Origin of the sequence: Helicobacter sp. MIT 01-3238 (assembly GCF_003364135.1) — a bacterium.
Lineage (GTDB): Bacteria > Campylobacterota > Campylobacteria > Campylobacterales > Helicobacteraceae > Helicobacter_B.
Genome location: NZ_NXLN01000033.1, coordinates 1 through 21161 on the forward strand (window position 1 = coordinate 1; position 21161 = coordinate 21161).

Here is a 21161-nt window from a genome sequence, read left to right on the forward strand (position 1 = left end):
TTCTTGTGGATTACTAAAGAAACTGCGCTACGCTTGTTTTGCCACGCTCACTTTACTCGCTCGCAATGATAAAAAACAGCGCAAAACAACAATGACGAAGCCTTAAGAATCTAAAGAACCCACTCTCTCAAAAAATCCCTAAAATCTAAACCTAATCTAAGTTCCCCTACCAAATGCTTATACCCACCCCCTACTAATTTATCCCCTTCCGCAGAGGGAGGGGGAAATTATGGTGTTGCCCTCATTCGCAAGAGAGGGGGAATCTTAAGATTGCCACTTGTAAAAGGAGGGGGAATTATATAGTGTTGCCTACCAAAAATGGTGTTGCACACCAAAAAAGTCCCTCCCCGTAGCAGAGGGATTTAGGGAGGGGGTGCTTTACAAAACTAAAAAGCCTGTTTTTGTCATATTGAGGTTTCGCAAGAAATCGAAATATCTCTACTTGATTTTGCATTGTTTGCAGAATCTTTTGAGACACTTTTAGCTACGCCCTTAGTATGACAATGGCATTACCCATCGATATAGTAGACTTTTTTCTTAGACTTCTTTGACTTTTTAGACTTAGAGGACTTTTTGCCTTTTTTGGACTTTTTGCCCTCTGCTATGGAGCGAGATACAGCGTTTCCGTCTTTGTCTGTTACATAGTCAGAGCCACCGAACCAATACGCATACTTGAAGTTCAAAGTCGTAGTTACGCCATTAAACCAATCCGCAGTTTTTGCCATTTCTCCGCGAATGTTTCGCTCTTTGGCAAATGTGCTAGCATAGAATAGCCCATCATAGCCGAAACTTAGCTCGTGATTTTTCTTTATCATCCAGATAAAGTCAAACGCTAGATTTCCATACACTGCAGGCAAAGTGATTTCGCTAGAGTCTTTTAGGTTACCGATTTGGATATATGCTTTTTGTTTATTTAGCATATTATACTTTATCCCTGCTTTTAGGTTTGTGCGGAAAGTATTGCCCCACATTTTGTAGTAGCGCACCGCAGCACCTAGTTGAGGCAAGTGCCAATAGACAGCTTTGTAGTATTCGTGTGCTCCTAGTGGGCGATAGCTTGCTCCACCTACAGTATCTAGTGGTTTTTCTATCCAGCTCTTTGGAGCAGAAATCATATCATAGCTTAGGCTTACCTCAGGGCTTACATAGCTGTTGCGCTTGAACTGATAAAATGTAAGCCCACCTTTGACTTCTGCACCCACATTATACATTATCACCAATGGCACTTTATCACTATCGCTTGCTAGCTTTAGATTATAAGAGCTAGCCTGCATATTAAATTGTGGTAAATCCACACCACCGCGAATATTTGCCCGCAAGAATCCTTCCCATAGCTTAGAAGTAATCGCAAATGTTTGGAAGTAGTTTAGCCCAGCTTGGAGTGATTGAGTTTGGATTCTAGTTGCGACATTACCTACTAGCTCTGTATCAGTATTTACAAACTCATATCCTAGATACCCGCCAAAGATTCCAGCACTTCGCAAGTTTCTTTGCACGCCAAATATCGCACCACCAGCATACTCCATAGCAGTAGAAGAGCCTAAATCCACATAGCTATGTGCAGCATAGGGCAGTGCAAAGAAACGCCAATCTCGCCTACCTGTATAAGGGATAAAGATAGCATCTAGTTGGTCTATGACTTCAAAGTTATTATAGCCTTTGTCTAGATTTTGCCCTTTAGATTGCTCTAGGGTTAGCTTAGCCATTTTTTCACGCACTTTATCGACTTTGCTTTGATTTTTGCGTGTGGTTTTTGAGAATTTGGACGAGCGATTTGTAAGGCGAGATAAATCATACTGAAGCAAGCGAAGTTCTACTTCTTGATTGTAATACCTATCGCTATGGAATGTCTTTGTCGTCATCGTATCTAGTATGTTTTGCGTCATAGCATTGCGGCGCAGTATAGATAGCACTAGCGCACGATATGCACTCGCACCATAGCTAGTAGCGATGTCAGCACTTATCATTAGTCCTGTGCCATCAGGGCTAGCCTTTAGGCTTAGTCCAGCAGTATCTGCTAGGTGGCGATAGCCTAGACGACTGCCTACACTACCACTATCATTTTTTACAAGTGAGGCAAATTTATACACACCATTTACCTCTATATCATCTCCTGCTTGGATTTGGATAGAGTTATCAGCGATGTTTATGGTGGTAGAATTGCTACCTAGTATATGCTCTCCACTAGTTGTGCCATCATTCCAAGTGGAGCTAGAGCCTCTTATGGTTATAGAGGTGTTATAGATATTCACAGTGTTTATAGTGCCAGAGCTAAAGTTATTTAGAAAGCCAGAGTTAGATACATTTCTATCACCGACATTTATCGTGCCTATCGTGCCATAGTTAGTAAAGCTACCGATACGAGAGCCACCATTGACATTTAGAGTATTTATCGTGCCTTTATTTTGAAAACTACCAAATGTCGAGTTGCTACCTAGAGTTATATTGGGTACTGTGCCGTTATTGACAAAGTTACTAATAGAGCTAGAAGAGACAGACACGCCTTGTGAGAAATTCCCCGTCAAGGATAGACTTCCCAAAGAAGAACCATTAGAGATGAATACCCCTACTTTGCCGATAGGTTTTAAAGTATTATTTGTGTAAGCAAAATTGGTGTTTGGCGCACTTAAGTTATTCATATATACTTCTTGGAGTAGTTGAGAAGTAGGGCGTCCGTGTGCGTGCCCACCATTTGTCCAACCATCTGCAGAGAAAGTCGCGCTCACATTTGGATTGCTCGTGCTACCACTTAGATACCACCTTAGCTCAAGGTAGTAGTTTGGTTGTGTATAAGTCCTAGAAAACATAACGGACATATCAGCACTATTGCCCGTGCAATCAATCCTGCTAAATCGCCCCACTCCGTGTGAGTTTGCATCGCCTCTACTCCAGTCCTCACTCCACCGACAAGCCGCTGCAGATATATCTAGTGCACCACTAACGATAATGCTAGCAGTAGCTAGAGATAGTGCTAGGCGTTTGGATTTGGAATTGTGAGATTTTTTTACATTGTCATACTTTGCAACATTGTCATATTGCTCATTTTTCGTTGTCATATTGAGCGACAGCGAAATATCTCTATTTTGTTTTTGAGATACTTCGGCTAAAGCCTCAGTATGACAAGAAATGGAATCTTTTGAGATACTTCGGGCTACGCCCTCAGTATGACAAGAAGTTGTAGTATGACAAACTGCGGAGTTTGCTTTTTCTAAAGCCCCCTCCCTTGCGGAGGGGGTTTGGGGGTGGGTATCCACATTGTGAGAAGTCGTAGCGTTTGATTTGCCTACGATAACGGAAACATTCGCATTGCTAGCAGTTGCGTTTTTGTCGTTAGCAGTTGCCGACTTTGCTTGAGAAGCGGAGGTGGTATCTACCCACCCCCTAGCCCCCTCCGCAAGGGAGGGGGAATAAGTAGAATCGCCACCTACAATAGAGGGGGAACTAACATTATGCCCACCCACTTTGTCATATTGAGGTTTCGCAGAAACCGAAATATCTCTATTTGATTCTACTCGAGATACTTCGCTTCGCTCAGTATGACAAGGGATTGTAGTATGACAAATGCTTTGACTTGTGGGGGAAAGAACTAAGCGTGAGCTACTCTCTCTCTCTCTCTCTCTCTCGTTTATAGAGCTACCTTGCTGTGCTAGAAGCACTTGCTTTTGTTCTCTTTTCATTTTTGCTCCTTTGTGTTACTTTATTTGACTGCGTTTGTGATAAACGCAAAATCCATAAAGTGAAATCAAAATCTAGCTACTTAGCTAGATTCCTTTTTTATTCGCTTGTGATTTTGGGTTGGATTTCACAAAGCTATAAAAAAGTCAAGGTAAATGATAGGTAAATGTAGCTTAAATAATCCTTAAATGAAAGAAAAAAATCGCAAAATTTTGCAAAAAAACCAAAAAAAAAAAAAAACGGCGGATTTTAGGGGGTTTGGCGGGGTGTTTTTGGGTTAGCAAAATCGCCAACACAAAACCGAGCAAGCCAAAATCTAGCCAGCAAAGCAAACAAAAGTATAGCCAACACAAAAACTCCAAATGCTTGCCAAAAAAGCCCGCACAAACCCCCGCGCTAAAGCTATCCTAGAGAAAATCCACATAAAAAGTGATATAATACCCGCTTTAGAAAAAGGGGAGCAAGTGAAAGAAGCTGACATCATAAGTAAGTTTATCAAAGATAATGAGTTAGACTATACCCAAATGGGCGAAATATCTACACTTCCTGCTATGCAGAAATACAAGGATTTTATGGATAGTTTTCTAAATAGCAAAAATATCAAAAAACTAAGCCAAAATAAAATAGCAATGCAAACGCCAGCAGGCGAGGTAAAAATATATCTACCTTATGCTTATGGGCATTTTCATAAAAATGGTAAATTTGGAAACAAAAAAGAAAAAAGAAACAATCTCACAGGCGCATTAAAAGAGATTCTCACAAATCCGCTTTTTGTTACAAAAGATAAAAGAGGAAGTTTGTATTTTTACAAGCCTTTTAGAGACAAAGAAAACATTTTAGATTTGATTAGTGTAAGTGTGGATAAAGAGGGAAAAATACAATACAAAACAACTTATGCAGACAAGTATAAGCAAGTTTTAGATTTAATAAAAATAATGAGTTGTTGTATGTAAGGAGTTAGCTTAGGTTAGGCATTCTTTTCAGCCTAGTTTATCATAAAGACAGCGATAAGCTAACTCTCAAAGCGGATTATAAAAAAAAAAATCTAAAAAGTCAAATTTAAACCAAAATCCCACACAAATCCCACATAAGAAAGGAGTAAAAATGACGATAGTTTTAGCATTGTATTTATGCTTTATCGGGCTTATCACACTGCATTTTTACAATGACTACATAATGAGATATATTATGATAGCAAGCCACCATATAGCAAAAAATAGCCATTTTTATGGGTAAGCCTCACTCGCTATCTTTTTGCTTTGCCTTTTGCAGATTATTTTTTCTCTTTTATAGCCTCTTATTTTGTGAAATCTCTTTTGAAACTTCTAGCACTTCTTTCTATAAACTACATACCCTTATGCAACATATCCTTATGCAATTTGCAATCTTTGATATGCAAACCACCAGCCAAAAGCAAAACCCATAAAAAAGTTATTATCACATAAAAAATCATAAACACTCCTTTTAGATTTTGATAATGCAATTTTTGTTTTTTGCTCACAAAAAGTAAAGTGACTAAAAATCAAACCCACCACCTTAATCCCCCTCCGCAAAAGAGGGGGAAATAATTGCTTTGCTTACGCTCGCAATGGAGGGGAAATAATTTGCTTGCCCTAATTCGCAAGGGAGGGGGGATTTATGGTGTTGCTCTCATTAAAGCTAATTTTGGATTGCCACGAATCTGCTAACGCAGATTCTCGCAATGACAGACAAAGACATAGATTACCACAAAAATCCTTACGGATTTTCTCGCAATGACAAATGATTTGAGATACTTTGGGGTTGTGCGTTTGAAGTATGACATATAAATTAAGTATGGCAAAGAATTAGGATTTTAAGATTCTAAAGTGATTTAAGATAAAAGCGTATAATGTCAGGCTTAAGCCAGCTTTATAAGAAAAAGCATTTGCAAAGAGACTTGCAAGAATGCACCACAAAAAGCGTTTGACAAAGCATTTGCAAAGAGATTTGCAAAAATCTGCAAGTGCATCAAAATCTACAAACGCGCTAAGCACTTTGCAAACGCGCTAAGCGACTTCGCGCTTGATAGCAAAGACAATGAAAGGTAAGCCACAAGGAAGCCCAATGAAAATCGCCATAATGTGTGAATCCGAACTACTCCAAAAAAGCCTAGAACCATACCTAAAAGACTACCAAACCTCGCTAGAAAAATGCGATTTTGTGCTATCAGACTACCAAGCGTGCGATATGAAGCCTGTGTGCTTGGTGGGGAATTTTAGCGGTGCGCATATCAAAAAGCCCTTTACCCCAGAGACACTCAAAGCAAATTTGCGGATTTTTTATGAGCGGTATTGCAAAGGAAAGCAAATCGCCTCCCTTAGCCCAAAAGATGCCAAGACTTTTGCCCAGATTGACGCGCTTATCCAAGAAACGCTAAATGACTTTCGTCAAAAACTCTATGAAATACTCCAAGCGAACAAAGAATCTCGCAAATAGCCAAATCCAAGCAAAAGCAGTCAAAATCTATGCCAAAATCAAAACCACCACGCACGCAAAGTCGCACCAAAAGCCACGCGCAAGCCCACCACACGCGCAAGCCACCACACACACAAAAGACACTGCGCGTGATAGGTGGCAAGCACAAAGGGCTAAAGCTCTACGCACCAAAGGTAGCGCGTCCAAGCAAGGCGATTTTGAAAGAATCTTGCTTTGATACTTTGGGGAGCTATATCATCGGTATGCACTTCATAGAAGCATTTAGCGGGAGTGGGAGTATGGGGATAGAGGCACTTAGTCGTGGTGCGACAAAGGCGGTATTTTTTGAGCAAGATAAAGAGGCTTTGGAAATCCTTAGGCAAAATCTCACGCTCATAAGCAAACACATAGACAAGCAAGCACCAAAACAAAATCCCCAAAAATCCCAAAACTATCAAATCATACAGGGCGATAGCCTACAAAATCTCCCTACATTTCTTGCCACCCTCACAGATTCTAGTATATTGTATATAGACCCGCCATTTTTTATACGCCAAAATTATGCCGATATTTATGAAAAATGCGCTAATATTATCGCTCATATTCACTCTAGGGCGTTAGGGCTTATCATTATCGAGCATAGTAGCTTATACGCGTTTAAAGAGTGCTTGGGGTGCTTCTCTCAAGTGCGGACAAAGAGATTTGGAAAAAGTTCGCTTACATACTTTGCGCCCAAAGAATTATGCTAAACCAAAGGCAAAGGAGCAACAATGACAGAAGAAGAAAACAGCCAGCAAGAAGGAGCAAAAGGCGGTAGCAAGATGATGCTATTTATCATCTTGGGTGCGGTGCTACTTCTCATCATCATAGGTGTGGTGGTAATAATGCTAATGAGTGGTGGACACGAGGAAGAAGAGGGAGCAGAGGAGGGAGCAAAAAAGCCCGCCAAGCAAGAAAAATCTATGAAGCGAAATTCAAACCTTAGTAGCGAAGCTGCAGTGTTTCTAAACCCCGGTCCGATTTTCCCAATCGTGGGGCAACCATTTCTTATCAATCTATCTGGGCAAGGCAGAATAGCGTTTTTGCAAGTGAGTGTCTCACTCGTGCTAAGCGATGCCAAGCTCCAAGCTGAAGTAGAGAGAAAACTCGACATCATAAAATCCACAATCATTGATGTGCTAAGCACCAAAAGTCCCGAGGAGCTAAACACCACAAAAGGAAAAAATCGCGCCCTTAATGAGCTAAGGGATAGGTTTAATGAATTTTTGATGGACGGCGAAGTAAGCGCGGTGCTTTTCACAAACTATATCATACAGCTTTCGTAAGTCTTTGTAGCTTTTATAAAGTCTTTGGAATCTTTTAGGGGAATCTTTAGGGTAAATCTTGCTATTTTGTAGAATCGCTTTGCAATTTTTGGATTCTTAAATTTTTGATTCCCTAAAGACTTTAAGGCGTGGGGGGTTTCTAAGCGTAGGTAGAAATAAATAAAGCAAATAAATGCCAAAACACAAGATAAAAAAAAACTCTGCTAAGTGTGCGCCTAAGTGCGCTAGCAAATCTACAAAATCTAGCAAAGAATCTTGCAAAAAATCTCACAAGTCTTTAGGCTCAAAAAAGGCTTTGCTAGATTCTGCGAGAAAAGATTGTCAAAGTGATTTTGTGGATTTTGCAGAATCGCCGTGCATTTGGTTACCACGCGTTGGCATTGATATTGTAAAAATCTCTCGCATAGAGCGGATTTTATCTCGCTATAAAGAGGCGTTTTTGAAGCGATTTTTGCGCAAACGCGAGATAGAGCTACTCCAATCAAAAGGCTTTGCTCCTGCGAGTGTGGCTGGGTTTTTCGCAAGCAAAGAAGCGTGTAGCAAAGCACTTGGTGTGGGTATCAGCAAAAATCTAGGGTTCAAAGATATGATTGTGTCCTACACAAGCGCAAACGCCCCTCAAATCACACTATCCAAACGCGCTTCAAAGCATTTCTCAAAGCACTTCAAAAAAAGTCATTTATCTAGCAAAGTAGCTGACAAAGTAGCTAGCACTTCATCTACTTTACCTACCCCCAAATTTACCCTAAGCATTAGCCACGATGGCGGGTTTGCTATCGCAGTTGTGCTGTGCTTGCACTAAGCGTTTTGCAAAATTAACGCAAATTTTCGTGCAAAATCTTACACAATACCCTTATTGCACAATCCCTTAAGTGATATTTGCATTTAAGTGATATTGCGCCAAATCCGCTTTGCCCGAATCGCAAGCAGGTAAAAAATCGGCGTGTTTGCAAGGCTTACCATTGCTTTTATACAATAATCAGCCAACGCCATTTGCAAAGACTCACCCACAGATTGCACCGCCCAAAACGCCACACAAAAAAACACTATCGTATCAATAAATTGCGCACTCAATGTCGAGCCGCCATTTCTAAGCCACCAATGTCTTGGCGCGTAAGTCTTTAGCGTATAAAAAATCACTACATCAAGCGGCTGGGATACACAAAAGGCGATGATAGAAGCAAGGGCGATTTGTGGAGTGGAAGCAAAATAAGAGGGATAAAAAGCAATCAAAAGCCCCAAAAAAAGCACTTTTACCACCTCTTGTTTGCCGTATTTTTCACTCAAAACATCTAGTAGCAAGAAGCTAAAAGGATAAGTAAGCGCACCAAAAGTAAGCGGTGTAGAGCCTATTTTGAACTGCACGGTGTAGTTTGCTGTGATGATAATCGCGCTTAAAAGTAGCGAGCTTACAAGCACCACTTTTGGTGGCATTTTTGTCCCTTTCCAATGATTTTTTGGCTGGATTTTTTGCTGATTTTCTAGGTGGATTTTGGAGTTTGTTTTGGAGCGGATTTCGGGGTTTATTTTATGTGTTGATTCTGTGTCAATTTTAGATTTTGGGGTAGGATTTTGTGGAGTTTTTGCACTCATCATAGCACCTTTATTTGTGTGAGGATTCTCGCATTTACACTAGCGCAAAATCGGCTTGTGCTTGCGGATAGATTTAGCCATATAGAATCGTGTCTTATGAAGTCTTTTTTGTTGATAAAAGCATAGATTCTAAGCACGATAAAGGCGTTATGCTTTTGTTTAATCGCTAGGAGGGATTTTTTCTTTTTTTCTAGCCTTGCGACAAACCTATCGCACTCTTTGCGAAAAGAATGAAACTCAAAAGATTTGGAGCGGATTTTGTAAAATCCTTTTATTTTCTTTGCTTCATCGATTTTTGTGTCTTTTGCCTCATCTGCTTTGTGCTGCACTTGCGACTCAATACCACTAGAATCATCGTCTTCATAACGCTCTAGGCTTGCCCTCCAATCCTTGTAAGAAAGGGTTATGGCTTCTTTTTGTGGGATTTTGCACTCACTAGGGCGAAGTCCTAGCTCGCCATAAATATCTAATGGCAAAAAATCCTCCATATACAGCTCAATCCCAAGCATAAAATACGACCGCTTCTGCATCTCTACCCTTACAAGCCAAAATCTTATAAGCCAAAAACGCGCATTTTATCGCAAAAAGCTAAATTATTCCATTTGATTGCGTTTGATTATGTGGTTTTGCTTTGATTTTGCTAAATTTAAGCAAAAAATCAGGGATACTAGGCTAGAATCCGCTCGTCCATTTTGTCTCAAAATCTAAGTGCGAGACTACATTTCACACACGCTATTCCTTATTTGTGTTGCGCTATTTGGGCTAGCAAAAGCCTTTTTGCGTTAAAGAGCGTGGAGGACAAACCAAATCTAAAGAGGAGAATCTACAATGGTAACGATGAAAGACTTGCTTGAATGCGGTGTGCATTTCGGGCATCAGACAAGGCGGTGGAATCCAAAGATGAAGCCATTTATCTTTGGTGTGCGCAAAAATATCCACATTATTGACTTACAAAAGACTTTACGATACTTTCGATACACTTACAATATCGTGCGAGAAGCGGCTTCACAAGGCAAAGTGATAATGTTTGTAGGGACGAAGCGACAAGCAAGCGAAGCTATCAAAGAAGTAGCCGAGCAAGTAAATGTCCCCTATGTGAATTATCGCTGGCTAGGCGGAATGCTAACAAACTTCAGCACGATAAAGCGTTCTGTCCGCAAGCTAGAAATCATCGAAGAAATGGAATCTAGCGGGCAAATCGACTTGCTAACCAAAAAAGAAAAACTTATGCTACTTCGCAAAAAAGACAAACTTACTCAATATTTGGGTGGTGTGCGACACCTAAAAAAAGCCCCTGATATGCTTTTTGTCATCGATGTCGTAAAAGAAAAAATCGCCGTAGCAGAAGCACGCAGACTTGGCATACCCGTAGTCGCCCCGCTTGATACCAACTGCGACCCTGACAAAGTAGACTATCCTATCCCGGGAAATGATGATGCGATTCGCTCTATTCAGCTATTTTGCAAAGAAATGAGTGAGGCTATCATTGAGGGGAGAGAGATGAACTCTGAAGCACTGCAAGAGGGAGACTTCGCCCAATCAAGCGAATATGTGCCTGCAAGCGAGAAAGAAAAACAAGAAGTCTTGCAAGAGGCTATGCAAGAATCTACGACAGAAAAAAGCTCCAGCCAAGCAGATGAAACAAGTGAAGCTAGCAAAAAGCCTAGAGCCCCCAGAGCTCCACGCGCTCCTAGAGCACCAAAAAGCACTCCAAAAGAAAGCCCAAAATCACAAAAAGGTGGCGAAGATGAGTGAGATTAGCGCACAGCTTGTAAAGCAGCTCCGCGAGATGACAGACGCGGGAATGATGGACTGCAAAAAAGCACTTGTCGAGGTAAAAGGAGATTTGGAAAAAGCGGTAGAATACTTGCGTGAAAAAGGGCTTAGCAAAGCTGCAAAAAAAGCTGACAGAGTAGCCGCAGAGGGTGTCATCTCTGTGGAAGTGGCAAAGGATTTTTCCAAAGCCTCGCTTATAGAGATAAACAGCGAAACAGATTTTGTCGCCAAAAACGACAACTTCAAAGACTTGGTAGCAAAAATCACTTCGCTTGCCTATGAAAACTCCGCAAATGATGCGCAAGACTTGCAAAATCTGCAAATAGATTCTAGCAGCTTTGATGATTACCTAAAAAGCCAAATCGCAAAAATCGGCGAAAATATCATACTCCGCAGAATCAAAAGCATAAAAGCACAGCCAAACACGCTTGTAAATGGATATGTGCATTTCAATGGACGAGTAGGCGTGCTTATCAGTGCCAGATTCCAAAACAGCGCAAATGCAGAAAAAATCGCCGAGCTAGTGCGAAATCTATGTATGCACGCAGCGGCTATGAAGCCCACAGTGCTTGATTATAGTGGATTTAGCAAAGAATTTTTGGAAAAAGAATGCGTAGCACTTGCCGCTGAAATAGAGAAAGAAAACGAAGAGCTAAAGCGACTTGGCAAACCTCTCAAAAATGTGCCAGAATTTGTCTCTCGCGCACAGCTTAGCGATGAAGTGCTAAAAAAGCAAGAAGCCAAGATAAAAGAAAACCTAGCCAAGCAGGGCAAGCCAGAGGCGATTTGGGATAAGATTGTCCCAGGACAACTTGAGAGATTTATCGCAGATAACACACTCATCGACCAAAGGCTTACTTTGCTAGGGCAGTTTTTTGTGCTAGATGACAAAAAAACGATTGCACAAGTTGTGAAAGAAAAGTCAAAAGAGCTAGGCGATGAGATAGAAATCCTAGAATATACGCGCTTTGAGCTTGGCGAAGGGATAGAAAAAAAAGCTGAAAACTTCGCTGATGAAGTCGCTGCACAAATGAAATAGCGATAAAAATAGGTGGCAAAAAGTAAGTCTGCAAAAAAGTGCCTAGCAAAATCTAGGCAAAATCTTTAGCACAAATACAAACAAAAATGCTACAATGAAAGACTAAAAGCGCGGTATTTCTGCTTGTCGCGCTTATTTTTTGTGAATAAAGGGGTAAAAATGGCAGTATTTGGTAAGGCGGGTGCGCTTTTGCAGGTTTTTGCACCAGAGTTTTTTGATAGTCTAAATATCGATGAAAATCGCGCTCAAATCAATCCAAACAGCGTAAATGAAGAACCTCCGAATGTCTTTGAAGCACTCCAATATGTATATCCATATATGCTTGAAGCACTCACCCCCAAAAGCCCAATCCACCAAAGAATCCTATCCACAAAGGGCGAGAGCAAAATCCAAATCACCAAAAATATCTACGCAATCGAGCAAAGCTATCCGCTAAAGCTAGAATCCAAAGCCTTTTTTGAAAGCCACAAAGAGTTTGTGGATTTTCAGCTTATCGTGCGAGGGCAGGAGTATTTCCTCATCGCTCCTAGTGGGGAATGCACGATAGAAGAAAAATACGATGCAGAAAAAGATTTGCTTGTGTATAAAACTCCCAATCACTGCTCAAAGCTATTTCTAAACGCAGGAACACTAGCAGTGTTTTTCCCACAAGATGTCCACGCAGGCGGACTTGGGCTAGAGGATTTTGGTGGTGCGACAGCCAAAAAAGTCCCCGAAGTGCATAAAACCGTGCTAAAAGTCCCACTAGAGCTTTTTCCTTAAAATATAGTTTTAGAAGTATTTGAATTTAATTTGTTTTTTTTGTTATCATTGCGCTTTGTTATTTTGGTTTTATTACTCTTTGTGCTCTGTTATTTTTATTACGCCTTGCATAGTTTTTGCTACTTTGTGAGATTCTTTGCAAGACTTTAGTAGGATTTTAGTTGTGCTTTTAGTGTGTCCGCATTACCTCTATGTAGATTTTGTGATTTTTTATAAAAATTCCTTGCCAAAATCCACAAGATTTTCTACAAAAAGATTCTTGATGATTCTTGCAAAGTCTTGTAAAAAAAAACTTTTTACTGAAAATTTCTTAAAATAAGGACATAAATGCTATTCTCCTCATTTACATTCATCTTTGTATTTTTACCTATCGTGTGGATAGTGTTTCATTTGCTTAAAAAAGCGCGATTCAAGTCCCACTACAAAGTTGCAAAAATCTTTTTGATTGTCTCATCGCTATTTTTCTATGCGTTTTGGAAAGTAGCATATTTACCTATTTTGCTTAGCTCGATTATCATAAATTACACTTTGGCAAAGTTGATTTTAAAAAACTCTACTTCATTAGTTGCGCTAAAATCTAGCGCAACTAATGGGGGGGGGGGAATCACTATTTAGATTCTAGTGCCTTACACGATTCAAACGCCGATGTTTCGTCATTGCTAGGGAGCGAAGCGAACGAAGCAATCCACAAAAATAACCATACAAATTCTAGTATTTCGAGTGAAAAATCGGGGTTGCGTAGCCACGAGCAAGGAAATAAGACTGAGAGTCTATTGACGAAGCGAGCGGCAAGTCTCCACGATTTATCGCCGAAAGACGAATTTGTCCCAAAATTCTACTTCATTCTTGGCATTATCTTTAATCTTTCCCTTTTAGGCTTTTTCAAATACACAGACTTTTTGCTAGAGAATTTTAACACCTTTAGCAAACTCACACATTTAGACTTTGATATTCCGCTGCCTCATATTTTGCTCCCACTTGCATTGTCTTTTGTAACCTTTCAGCAAATCGCATTTTTGTTTGACTGCTACAAGCGCACCAAAGGCGAGTTAGATGAAAATCTACATATTGATTTTGTGGATTATGCGTTGTTTATTAGCTTTTTTCCGCAGTTGATTGCGGGACCGATAGTGCATCACCGCGAGATGATGCCACAATTTGCTAAAATGGGCAATTCGCCTTCGGGTAATCATTGCGCAGATTTGCTAGATTTTGAGAGTTCGCAGACACTTCAGTCTAGCTCACTCCCAAAATCTAGCAAAAACTCCACAAGCACCACCGCAAATACTAGAATTGTGGAATCCACAAATCCGTCATTGCGAGAATCTGCGTTAGCAGATTCGTGGCAATCCACAAGCAAATCTGTCGAATCATCATTGCAAGGCGCACGAAGCGAAGCAAGTGCAACGAAGCAATCCATAAGTAAAAACAAAATAGATTGCCACGATTCCACTCTGACAGAGTGGAATCGTGGCAATGACGAAATGGAATCAACACACTCTAAAAATTCCCCCTCCCTTGCGGAGGGGGTAAGGGGGTGGGTAGAATCCCAAAAAGACAACACACAACCTATAATCAACTACGAATTTCTATCCAAAGGCATTTTTATATTTAGCATTGGGCTTTTCAAAAAAGTATTCATCGCTGATAGTTTCGCCAAATGGGCAAATGCAGGATTTGGCGTAGTAGAAAAGGGCGGTTTCTTAAATATCGTAGAATCTTGGGTAACTTCGCTAAGCTACACATTTCAGCTATATTTTGACTTTAGCGGATATTGCGATATGGCGATGGGGTTAGCCCTAATGTTTGGCATAGTGTTGCCACTTAACTTTGATTCGCCTTATAAATCGCTAAATATCGCAGAGTTTTGGCGCAGGTGGCATATTACGCTAGGGCGATTTTTACGCGAATGCTTATATATCCCGCTAGGCGGCAATCGTGTGAGCAAGATTCTAAACTTACGCAATCTTTTTATCGTGGCGTTTTTAAGCGGTATTTGGCACGGAGCTGGGTGGGGATTTGTGATATGGGGAGTGTTACACGGAGTGGCAATGATGATTCATAGGATTTATTCGTGGATTCATCAAAGTTTAAATCAAACAAATGCCTTTATTAAATTTACGCAAACAAAGAGCTATAAATTCCTTTGCTGGTTTATCACATTTAACTTTATCAATATCGCTTGGATATTTTTCCGCGCAGAAAATCTAAGTGGCGCGGTGAATCTTATTAAAGGAATGTTTGGATTCGTGTGGGTAGAGTTGCCACAGAAACTACACAGAATGCCTGAAGTCCTAGCGCAAATAGGTGGGCGAAATGACACGATTTTTTATATTATTATCGCATTTATCGTATGTTTGGCGTGTAAAAATAGTTTTGAAATGCTGAAAAATTTTGACACGCAATCTTTACGATTCCGCATTGCATTACGCATTTTTAGCAAAAAGATTTATCTCAAAGGTGGTGCGGTATTTACGCGCTTTGTGCTAACTATCGCGCTTTTTTATATAGCCATTTGGGCTATGCTCTCAAATCTACTTGATTCAAACGCATACACACCATTTTTGTATTTTAATTTTTAGGGGACGAAACAATGAAAACAAAGTCTAATCCGTCATTGCGAAGCGTTGCAAACGCCGAAGCGTCTGTGCAAAGCACCGACCCACGCTTGCAAATCCAAAAATCCAAAATAGATTGCCACGATTTTGCCAACGCAAAACAAGCAAAGCGAAGTTTCTTTAGTAAATCTCGCAATGACGAAATAAAGCACGATGAATCACACTATAAATCTCACAATGACAAAAATTATCAGCATTTTGTTATTTTCTTTGTGGGAAGTTTTTGTCCATCAGCATTATTAGTTGTCGCATTTATTGGGTTATTATGGCTTTATGACCCTTTAATGCTTTTTCATAAACCATATTTGAGGGAACAAACAATTGTGTATGAAAAAAATTTACCCATAAATAAAGCCATAGATTTTTTGGATTTTGATAGCATACTCTTAGGTTCATCTATGTTTCAAAACACCTTAGCAAAAGAGGCAGATGAAAAAATAGGTGGCAAATGGTTTAACTTCGCAATAGGAAGTTCTAGGATTGATGAAAGAGAAGCCTTATTGCAATATATACTAAAGCACAAACAAATAAAACAAATTGCATACTCTTTGGATAATTATATATTAGTTAATGGAGAATTCAATAAAGTGCAAATAATTTCTTTACAAAATATCAATAATACTTTTTGGGAAAATCTAAAAATTTATTTTGATAAACATTTTATCAAATGCGCTGTGAAGTGGAGTAAAAAATTTGAATGTGTAGGGAGGACATTTAAAGAATATGGACCTTGGTATAACAAAGACGCTTATGGATTTAAAAAGTGGAATTTTGATGAAAAACAAAGATTTCTACAAGAAATAAAAATATATCAAAATAACAGCTACAAAACCAAAAATATTGATATAGTTGAAAGAAATAACATACACAAATATATCAAAGAACGCATTTTTGTGTATGTAGAGCAAAATCCACAAGTCAATTTTCATTTTGTTTTGCCAACACAATCACGGTTTTTTTGGAATATCCCATATTATTGGAATGATGGGGAATGGTTGTTTGGGACTGACAAATATCGTAGCCCAAAGAGATATTTTGATGATTGGAAACATACGATTAAATGGTTCATACAAGAGAGTGCAAAGTATAAAAATGCCAAAATTTATGGATTTGATGATTTGGACTATGCTGATAGTCTAAATAATTATTTTGATGCGAGACATTATAGAGAAGATATGAACTCAATGCAGTTAGACGCCATAGCAGATGGGGCACATATTTTGACAGCGCAAAATATCGATAAATACCTAGCCACAATGGAATCTAAAATCAAATCCTACGACATATCCCCACTCATCGAGCAAATCAAAGCGTGGGAAGCAGGGCAAAATCCACAAATCAAATAAACACAAAAATTTTTAGATTTTTAGATAAAATACCAAAAATTTATCACAAAACTTTATCAAAGGATAAGCGATGACAATGACTCTGACCCTAGAAAACCCTAGCAATGAGCTTATAAGGGCGTTTAAAAATATGGCAAAAGCAGCAAATGTAAAATGCAAAGTCGGCAAATCAAAAGAACCCAAATCAAATGAATCAAAGTTTTACACACTTAAAGATTCCCCAGCGATACAAAAAATCACAAAAGATTTTGAAGCCTTGCCAGAAAAAGAGCAAAATAGGCTTAGGGCGGAGCTTGATAGAGAGTTGCAAGGTTTTGCTTATGGAAATTAGGCTATCAAATAGTGCCGATAAATTTCTAACCAAACAATACAGAGGCGACCCAAACGGAATCCATTTGGTGAGATTATTTATAGATGAGAAATTAGCCCAAGCGACAAACCCCACAGCCCTGCCAAATTGCAAGAAAATGCAAGGAGCTAAAGATTTATGGCGGTGGCGTGTCGGACACTACCGCATAATAGGCTTTGTAAAAAATACCGAGCTAGTCATAGAAATCATAAAAATATCTACGAGAGAGGACGCATACTAGGCTTGCGCCACAAAATAAACCAATCAAAAATAAACCCCATAGCTTTTTATATCTCTACACCTTTTTATGCTCTTTTATCAATGTGGCAAATTCTGCAAAAATACTGCGTGATTCTTTTGGACCGGGGCTTGCCTCTGGGTGATGCTGCAGGGAAAAAATCGGCGAATCTTTATAGCGCACCCCCTCAATACTATCATCAAAAAGATTTCTGTGCGTTATGTGGGCGACTTGCGCTATGGACTCTGGCACAGAGTAGATATGATTTTGGGAAGTGATTTCTATGCTTTGAGTGGTTAGATTTTTCACGGGGTGATTCCCGCCGTGATGCCCAAATTTTAGCTTATGCGTTTGGTGTCCGTGCGCAATTGATAGTAGCTGATGCCCTAGACAAATCCCAAACATAGGGATTTTTGCTTCTATTAGCTTTTTGATTTGTTCAATCTGTGGGCGCAAAAACTTAGGGTCGCCCGGTCCATTTGAGAGAAACACCCCGCCAATCTCGCCCTCCCTAAAGCAAGTGATAACCTCCTCCGCGCTAAACTCATACCCCCACACTTCAGGCTCTAGCCCGACTTCTGCAAGCTCATTTAGGATATTTCGCTTCGCGCCGAAATCTATAACGATGATTTTGGTATGTGTCTTTGGCTTTGCATATTGCATTTTAGCAAAGTCAAACTCCGCTTCATCGTGTGTATAAGGCGACTTGGTGCTTACTTGCTCGATTAGATTTTCTAGCTCTATGGGAGTGGAGCGTGATAGAATCCTAGCTAGCTCATCTTTGTCGCTTATCTCGCTAGAAGCTATCATCATCATAGCACCCTCTTTGCGAAGCATTTTTACGATAGCACGGGTGTCTATGTCGCATATCCCTAGCACACCTTTAGAATCCAAAAACTTCTCCAAGCTCTGCGTAGAGCGAAAATTTGACACAAAATCTTCATAATGTCGCACTAGCACCCCTCTGCAAAACACCCCCTTACTTTCGCAATCTTGCTCATTTGTCCCCACAATCCCAATCTCTGGCATACAAAAAGTAATAAACTGCCCCGCATAGCTCGGGTCGGTAATGATTTCTTGGTATCCACAAAGAGAAGTGTTAAACACTAGCTCACCCACACTCGTGCCACCCCCTGCAAAAAGCCTCCCGCTAAAAAACGCACCATTTGCACAATATATCCAAACTTGTTTTTTTTGTGATTTTGTAGAGATTTTTTTCATACCTGTTTCCTTGACAAAGATTCCAAACAACTGCCCCGATGGTAGATATTCTCAACCACCCTTCACAAACAACCAGCCCTAACTAACCCCCAACAAAAAAATGCTACCAAAAAACTCCACCAAAATCTGCAAACCATCAAACCCACCAAATCCTACAAAAACCCTTTTTTGCGTAGCTCCTCATCATAGAGTTTTTCATAGATTAGCTCGTATTCATCAGTGCCTGCTAGAAGTTTGCGCTTGTAGTTTTTGATTTTTTGCATTACCTCATCTTGGATACTATCGTGCATTTTGGCAAAAGAATCTATCGCTTTGAAAATCACATTTTTCACTTGATTGTTGCTGATATGGAAGCTGATATATTGCTTTTGGATAAGCGTATCCAAAATCTTGTGAGAGAGGGCATTATACCTATCGTCCCAAAAAAGCAAAAACTTCTCTTCATTTGCAATCTGTCGCTTGATAAGCCCAAAAAGCCTCCGCTCATCAGCACGGATAAAATCCACCTCTTGCTGATTTTCCTCTACGATTTCTTGGGCTTTTTTATCGATAGCAAGTTCTTTTTTGGTATCAGATTCTAGGATTTCTTGGGCGACTTTCGATAGTGATTCTAGAGGGACATTTAGCGTTACAAAGCTAGCGTTGTAAAGCTCTAGGGCGATTTTGTTGGCGATATAGCCGATATGATTTAGTCTTAAGCGCATTTTGTGAAACCTTCCAAATAAAATAAAATCTGCCAAATAAAATAAAAGCCTGCCAAAACAAAGTAGCGTATTGTAGCGTGTTTTTGATAAATTTCTTTTTAAGCGCGAAAAGTTTTTAGCCACACCAAAGCCAAAAGTGCGAAAATGCGTAGCTAGTTGCTAGTCCTATACCTAAACTGCCCTTTTTTAAACACCATTCCAAATCCACCCAAGCTATAAAGCCATTTGTTTTCTATGGTGTTTTTCATAAACGCGGCAAACTCGCCTTTGACATTTTTGTGATAGACGACACCCACGCCATCAGTATGCCCGATAGAGCACACCGTCCCTCTGTGATAAAATTTAAACGGCTTTTGAAACTCTTTGCCCTTCACTTTTGCGATAAGAAGCTCGGCGATATAGTCCCCCATCTGTGCAGAGAGCTGCGCTGTGGGTGCGTGGATAACATCTTTGTCCGTAGCAAGTGCGCTATCTCCCACCACATAGATATTTGGGTATGGCTCGCATTGTAGCTGGGCATTTACAGGGATTCTGCCCTTTTTGTTTGGGATTATGGATTTTTCGATGATGTCGCTTCCCTTTACACCTGCACTCCAAATGATTGTATTGCCCTCTATCTCTACATCTATGCCATCTCGCTGTGCGATTACTTTGCCATCTTGGATTTCTTTTATGTCTGTGCCTGTTAGGACATTTACGCCGTATTTTTCTAGCTTATTTTGCGCTACTTTTGCTAGACTTTGCTCAAACACAGGCAAAATCTGCTTTGCTCTCCCTATACAAGTAAGCTTTGGCAATCGCCTATCAATCCCGCAAATAAGGCAAAGCTCATCAAGCTGTGTAGCAAGCTCTGCGGTAAACTCTATCCCTGTAAATCCCGTGCCACAAACAACCACTTCTAAGTCTTTTTGATTTTTGGTGTGAGTGTATTCTTTGAATTTATTTTCGATATTTTTGGTAAGTTTTAGCGCGGCATTTAGCGAGGATAGCTTATAAGTGTGCTTATCCACACCCTTTACCCCAAAGCTATCTGGCTTAAACCCAAGCGCAATGACTAGGTAATCATAATGATACTCCCCTCCATTGCCTTTTACTTTGTTTTCTTGTGGGCATAGCTCTATGATTTTGTCTTTGATAAAGCCGACTTTTTGTGGGTCTAGGATTTTACGATAAAAGATTCTAGCTTTGCGCGAGCCTAGCGTGCCTATGGCGACTTTGTGTAGGAGGGTGGTTTGGTAGTGGTAATCGTGCTTTGATATAAGCGTAATGTGTGCGGGGGATTTTAGCTTTCTTTGTAGTCCTAGCGCGGCTTTTAGCCCGCCATATCCTCCGCCGATGATTAGGATTTTGGGTGGATTTTGTGGTGTGGTGTTTTGCATTTATGCTCCTTTTTGTGGCTAATGTATCTTGCACAATAAAAATAAAAAAGAGTTGATAAAAATCTAAAAATATAGGGAATTTTAAGGATTTTATTTTTGATTTAATTTAAACCAAAAAAAAAAAAAAAACGGCTATAATTGCAGGATTGAAATTTGGCGACTAAAAAGTAGCAAAATCTAAGAGGTGCAAATCACAATGAATCGTTATGACTATCTTATCGTAGGCTCTGGGCTTTTTGGCTCAGTCTTTGGCTATGAAGCAAGTAAAAGAGGCAAAAAGTGCCTTGTGATTGACAAGCGCAATCATATCGGTGGCAACTGCTACACGCAAGGCTTTGATTCGCACGGACAAAGCATAAATATCCACAAATACGGCGCACATATTTTCCACACCACAAAGCGCGAGATTTGGAAATACATAAATCAATTTTGCGAGTTTAATCACTTCATAAACTCTCCCCTTGCAAACTATAAAGGCGAAATCTACAATCTACCCTTTAATATGAATACTTTTGCGCAGATTTTTGGCAATGGTGCAAAAGCACAAAATGTCGCACGCATTATTGGGGGGGGGGGGGGGGGAAAACAATTAACGGAAAAAAACCCCCAAACGATTCAAAAAAATCAAACCCTCTGGTTTAAGAATTCAAAAATCTCAAAAATCCTCCCCATTCCCAAACCCCTAACCTTCCCCCCAACA

General features: G+C 40.0%; 22 protein-coding genes. 16 read left to right on the forward strand and 6 right to left on the reverse strand.

The annotated features are described in order from the left end of the window. Positions 1–509 precede the first annotated feature (509 nt). Entirely contained in the window at positions 510–3677 is a 3168-nt protein-coding gene (locus CQA40_RS09680) for a hypothetical protein (protein WP_115520638.1), read from the reverse strand. Positions 3678–3933: 256 nt separating this feature from the next. Here CQA40_RS09680 and CQA40_RS11285 point away from each other — a divergent pair, with 256 nt between their 5' ends. The 7 genes from CQA40_RS11285 (at position 3934) to acpS (ending at position 8238) form a co-directional block, all read left to right on the forward strand. Continuing rightward, positions 3934–4086: a hypothetical protein gene (locus CQA40_RS11285; protein WP_181882912.1), complete on the forward strand. Its 153-nt coding sequence runs from the start codon at positions 3934–3936 to the stop codon at positions 4084–4086. A 53-nt stretch (positions 4087–4139) separates the two neighbouring features. Next, positions 4140–4628, forward strand: coding sequence for a hypothetical protein (locus CQA40_RS09685; protein WP_147290199.1), 489 nt, complete (start codon positions 4140–4142; stop codon positions 4626–4628). A 151-nt stretch (positions 4629–4779) separates the two neighbouring features. Then, positions 4780–4911 (forward strand): hypothetical protein, encoded by a 132-nt coding sequence (locus tag CQA40_RS11730; protein WP_258864535.1) that lies wholly within the window; start codon positions 4780–4782, stop codon positions 4909–4911. 822 nt (positions 4912–5733) lie between these two features. Further along, complete coding sequence (locus tag CQA40_RS09690; protein ID WP_147290200.1) at positions 5734–6132, forward strand: hypothetical protein; 399 nt, start codon at positions 5734–5736, stop codon at positions 6130–6132. 29 nt (positions 6133–6161) lie between these two features. Next, positions 6162–6860, forward strand: coding sequence for a 16S rRNA (guanine(966)-N(2))-methyltransferase RsmD (gene rsmD, locus CQA40_RS09695; RefSeq protein ID WP_115520640.1), 699 nt, complete (start codon positions 6162–6164; stop codon positions 6858–6860). 21 nt (positions 6861–6881) lie between these two features. Next, positions 6882–7436: a flagellar basal body-associated FliL family protein gene (locus CQA40_RS09700; RefSeq protein ID WP_115520641.1), complete on the forward strand. Its 555-nt coding sequence runs from the start codon at positions 6882–6884 to the stop codon at positions 7434–7436. A gap of 358 nt (positions 7437–7794) precedes the next feature. After that, entirely contained in the window at positions 7795–8238 is a 444-nt protein-coding gene (acpS, locus tag CQA40_RS09710) for a holo-ACP synthase (RefSeq protein WP_258864537.1), read from the forward strand. An 83-nt stretch (positions 8239–8321) separates the two neighbouring features. Here acpS and CQA40_RS09715 read toward each other — a convergent pair whose 3' ends face one another. Both CQA40_RS09715 and CQA40_RS09720 read right to left on the reverse strand, forming a co-directional pair. Next, positions 8322–9029 (reverse strand): queuosine precursor transporter, encoded by a 708-nt coding sequence (locus CQA40_RS09715; protein ID WP_309544454.1) that lies wholly within the window; start codon positions 9027–9029, stop codon positions 8322–8324. Continuing rightward, the gene (locus CQA40_RS09720) at positions 9029–9559 is read right to left on the reverse strand and encodes a DUF4279 domain-containing protein (RefSeq protein ID WP_115520644.1); all 531 of its coding nucleotides are present in this window, start codon (positions 9557–9559) and stop codon (positions 9029–9031) included. Before CQA40_RS09720 ends, CQA40_RS09715 begins: the two co-directional genes overlap by 1 nt. A 298-nt stretch (positions 9560–9857) precedes the next feature. On the opposite strand from CQA40_RS09720, the gene rpsB reads away from it, so the two are divergent. The 8 genes from rpsB to CQA40_RS09755 all read left to right on the forward strand — a co-directional run bounded on the left by rpsB (position 9858) and on the right by CQA40_RS09755 (position 17160). Next, positions 9858–10784 (forward strand): 30S ribosomal protein S2, encoded by a 927-nt coding sequence (gene rpsB / locus CQA40_RS09725; RefSeq protein ID WP_115520645.1) that lies wholly within the window; start codon positions 9858–9860, stop codon positions 10782–10784. Further along, positions 10777–11844 carry a translation elongation factor Ts gene (gene tsf / locus CQA40_RS09730; RefSeq protein WP_115520646.1) on the forward strand — a complete coding sequence of 356 codons (1068 nt, stop codon included), beginning with the start codon at positions 10777–10779 and terminating at the stop codon, positions 11842–11844. Before rpsB ends, tsf begins: the two co-directional genes overlap by 8 nt. 159 nt (positions 11845–12003) lie before the next feature. Beyond that, entirely contained in the window at positions 12004–12606 is a 603-nt protein-coding gene (locus CQA40_RS09735; RefSeq protein WP_115520647.1) for a YhcH/YjgK/YiaL family protein, read from the forward strand. Between the two features lie 327 nt (positions 12607–12933). Further along, positions 12934–13221, forward strand: a complete 288-nt coding sequence (locus CQA40_RS09740; RefSeq protein ID WP_115520648.1) for a hypothetical protein — start codon at positions 12934–12936, stop codon at positions 13219–13221. Positions 13222–13262: 41 nt separating this feature from the next. After that, positions 13263–15188, forward strand: a complete 1926-nt coding sequence (locus tag CQA40_RS09745; protein WP_258864536.1) for an MBOAT family protein — start codon at positions 13263–13265, stop codon at positions 15186–15188. 11 nt (positions 15189–15199) lie between these two features. Beyond that, positions 15200–16570 (forward strand): hypothetical protein, encoded by a 1371-nt coding sequence (locus CQA40_RS09750; protein WP_115520649.1) that lies wholly within the window; start codon positions 15200–15202, stop codon positions 16568–16570. A 70-nt stretch (positions 16571–16640) separates the two neighbouring features. Further along, positions 16641–16901 carry a hypothetical protein gene (locus tag CQA40_RS11295; RefSeq protein WP_181882913.1) on the forward strand — a complete coding sequence of 87 codons (261 nt, stop codon included), beginning with the start codon at positions 16641–16643 and terminating at the stop codon, positions 16899–16901. Beyond that, the gene (locus CQA40_RS09755) at positions 16891–17160 is read left to right on the forward strand and encodes a type II toxin-antitoxin system RelE/ParE family toxin (protein WP_181882914.1); all 270 of its coding nucleotides are present in this window, start codon (positions 16891–16893) and stop codon (positions 17158–17160) included. The genes CQA40_RS11295 and CQA40_RS09755 overlap by 11 nt, the downstream gene beginning before the upstream one ends. A gap of 54 nt (positions 17161–17214) precedes the next feature. On the opposite strand, the gene carA is transcribed toward CQA40_RS09755, so the two are convergent. The 3 genes from carA to CQA40_RS09770 form a co-directional block, all read right to left on the reverse strand. Continuing rightward, complete coding sequence (carA, locus tag CQA40_RS09760) at positions 17215–18378, reverse strand: glutamine-hydrolyzing carbamoyl-phosphate synthase small subunit (RefSeq protein ID WP_115520651.1); 1164 nt, start codon at positions 18376–18378, stop codon at positions 17215–17217. A 152-nt stretch (positions 18379–18530) separates the two neighbouring features. Then, positions 18531–19082, reverse strand: coding sequence for a DUF507 family protein (locus tag CQA40_RS09765; protein WP_115520655.1), 552 nt, complete (start codon positions 19080–19082; stop codon positions 18531–18533). Positions 19083–19234: 152 nt separating this feature from the next. Beyond that, positions 19235–20461, reverse strand: a complete 1227-nt coding sequence (locus CQA40_RS09770; RefSeq protein WP_115520652.1) for an NAD(P)/FAD-dependent oxidoreductase — start codon at positions 20459–20461, stop codon at positions 19235–19237. A 196-nt stretch (positions 20462–20657) separates the two neighbouring features. On the opposite strand from CQA40_RS09770, the gene CQA40_RS09775 reads away from it, so the two are divergent. Continuing rightward, on the forward strand, positions 20658–21161 hold a 504-nt coding region (locus tag CQA40_RS09775), incomplete at its 3' end, for an NAD(P)-binding protein (RefSeq protein WP_181882915.1).

What these genes read in the sequence shown, in the direction of transcription:
- CQA40_RS09680 (WP_115520638.1), bottom strand. Translation starts at nt 3,677, where the DNA reads ATGAAAAGAGAACAAAAGCAAGTGCTTCTAGCACAGCAAGGTAGCTCT.
- CQA40_RS11730 (WP_258864535.1), top strand. Translation starts at nt 4,780, where the DNA reads ATGACGATAGTTTTAGCATTGTATTTATGCTTTATCGGGCTTATCACA.
- CQA40_RS09690 (WP_147290200.1), top strand. Translation starts at nt 5,734, where the DNA reads ATGAAAGGTAAGCCACAAGGAAGCCCAATGAAAATCGCCATAATGTGT.
- rsmD (WP_115520640.1), top strand. Translation starts at nt 6,162, where the DNA reads ATGCCAAAATCAAAACCACCACGCACGCAAAGTCGCACCAAAAGCCAC.
- CQA40_RS09700 (WP_115520641.1), top strand. Translation starts at nt 6,882, where the DNA reads ATGACAGAAGAAGAAAACAGCCAGCAAGAAGGAGCAAAAGGCGGTAGC.
- CQA40_RS09715 (WP_309544454.1), bottom strand. Translation starts at nt 9,029, where the DNA reads ATGAGTGCAAAAACTCCACAAAATCCTACCCCAAAATCTAAAATTGAC.
- CQA40_RS09720 (WP_115520644.1), bottom strand. Translation starts at nt 9,559, where the DNA reads ATGCAGAAGCGGTCGTATTTTATGCTTGGGATTGAGCTGTATATGGAG.
- rpsB (WP_115520645.1), top strand. Translation starts at nt 9,858, where the DNA reads ATGGTAACGATGAAAGACTTGCTTGAATGCGGTGTGCATTTCGGGCAT.
- tsf (WP_115520646.1), top strand. Translation starts at nt 10,777, where the DNA reads ATGAGTGAGATTAGCGCACAGCTTGTAAAGCAGCTCCGCGAGATGACA.
- CQA40_RS09735 (WP_115520647.1), top strand. Translation starts at nt 12,004, where the DNA reads ATGGCAGTATTTGGTAAGGCGGGTGCGCTTTTGCAGGTTTTTGCACCA.
- CQA40_RS09740 (WP_115520648.1), top strand. Translation starts at nt 12,934, where the DNA reads ATGCTATTCTCCTCATTTACATTCATCTTTGTATTTTTACCTATCGTG.
- CQA40_RS09750 (WP_115520649.1), top strand. Translation starts at nt 15,200, where the DNA reads ATGAAAACAAAGTCTAATCCGTCATTGCGAAGCGTTGCAAACGCCGAA.
- CQA40_RS11295 (WP_181882913.1), top strand. Translation starts at nt 16,641, where the DNA reads ATGACAATGACTCTGACCCTAGAAAACCCTAGCAATGAGCTTATAAGG.
- CQA40_RS09755 (WP_181882914.1), top strand. Translation starts at nt 16,891, where the DNA reads ATGGAAATTAGGCTATCAAATAGTGCCGATAAATTTCTAACCAAACAA.
- carA (WP_115520651.1), bottom strand. Translation starts at nt 18,378, where the DNA reads ATGAAAAAAATCTCTACAAAATCACAAAAAAAACAAGTTTGGATATAT.
- CQA40_RS09765 (WP_115520655.1), bottom strand. Translation starts at nt 19,082, where the DNA reads ATGCGCTTAAGACTAAATCATATCGGCTATATCGCCAACAAAATCGCC.
- CQA40_RS09770 (WP_115520652.1), bottom strand. Translation starts at nt 20,461, where the DNA reads ATGCAAAACACCACACCACAAAATCCACCCAAAATCCTAATCATCGGC.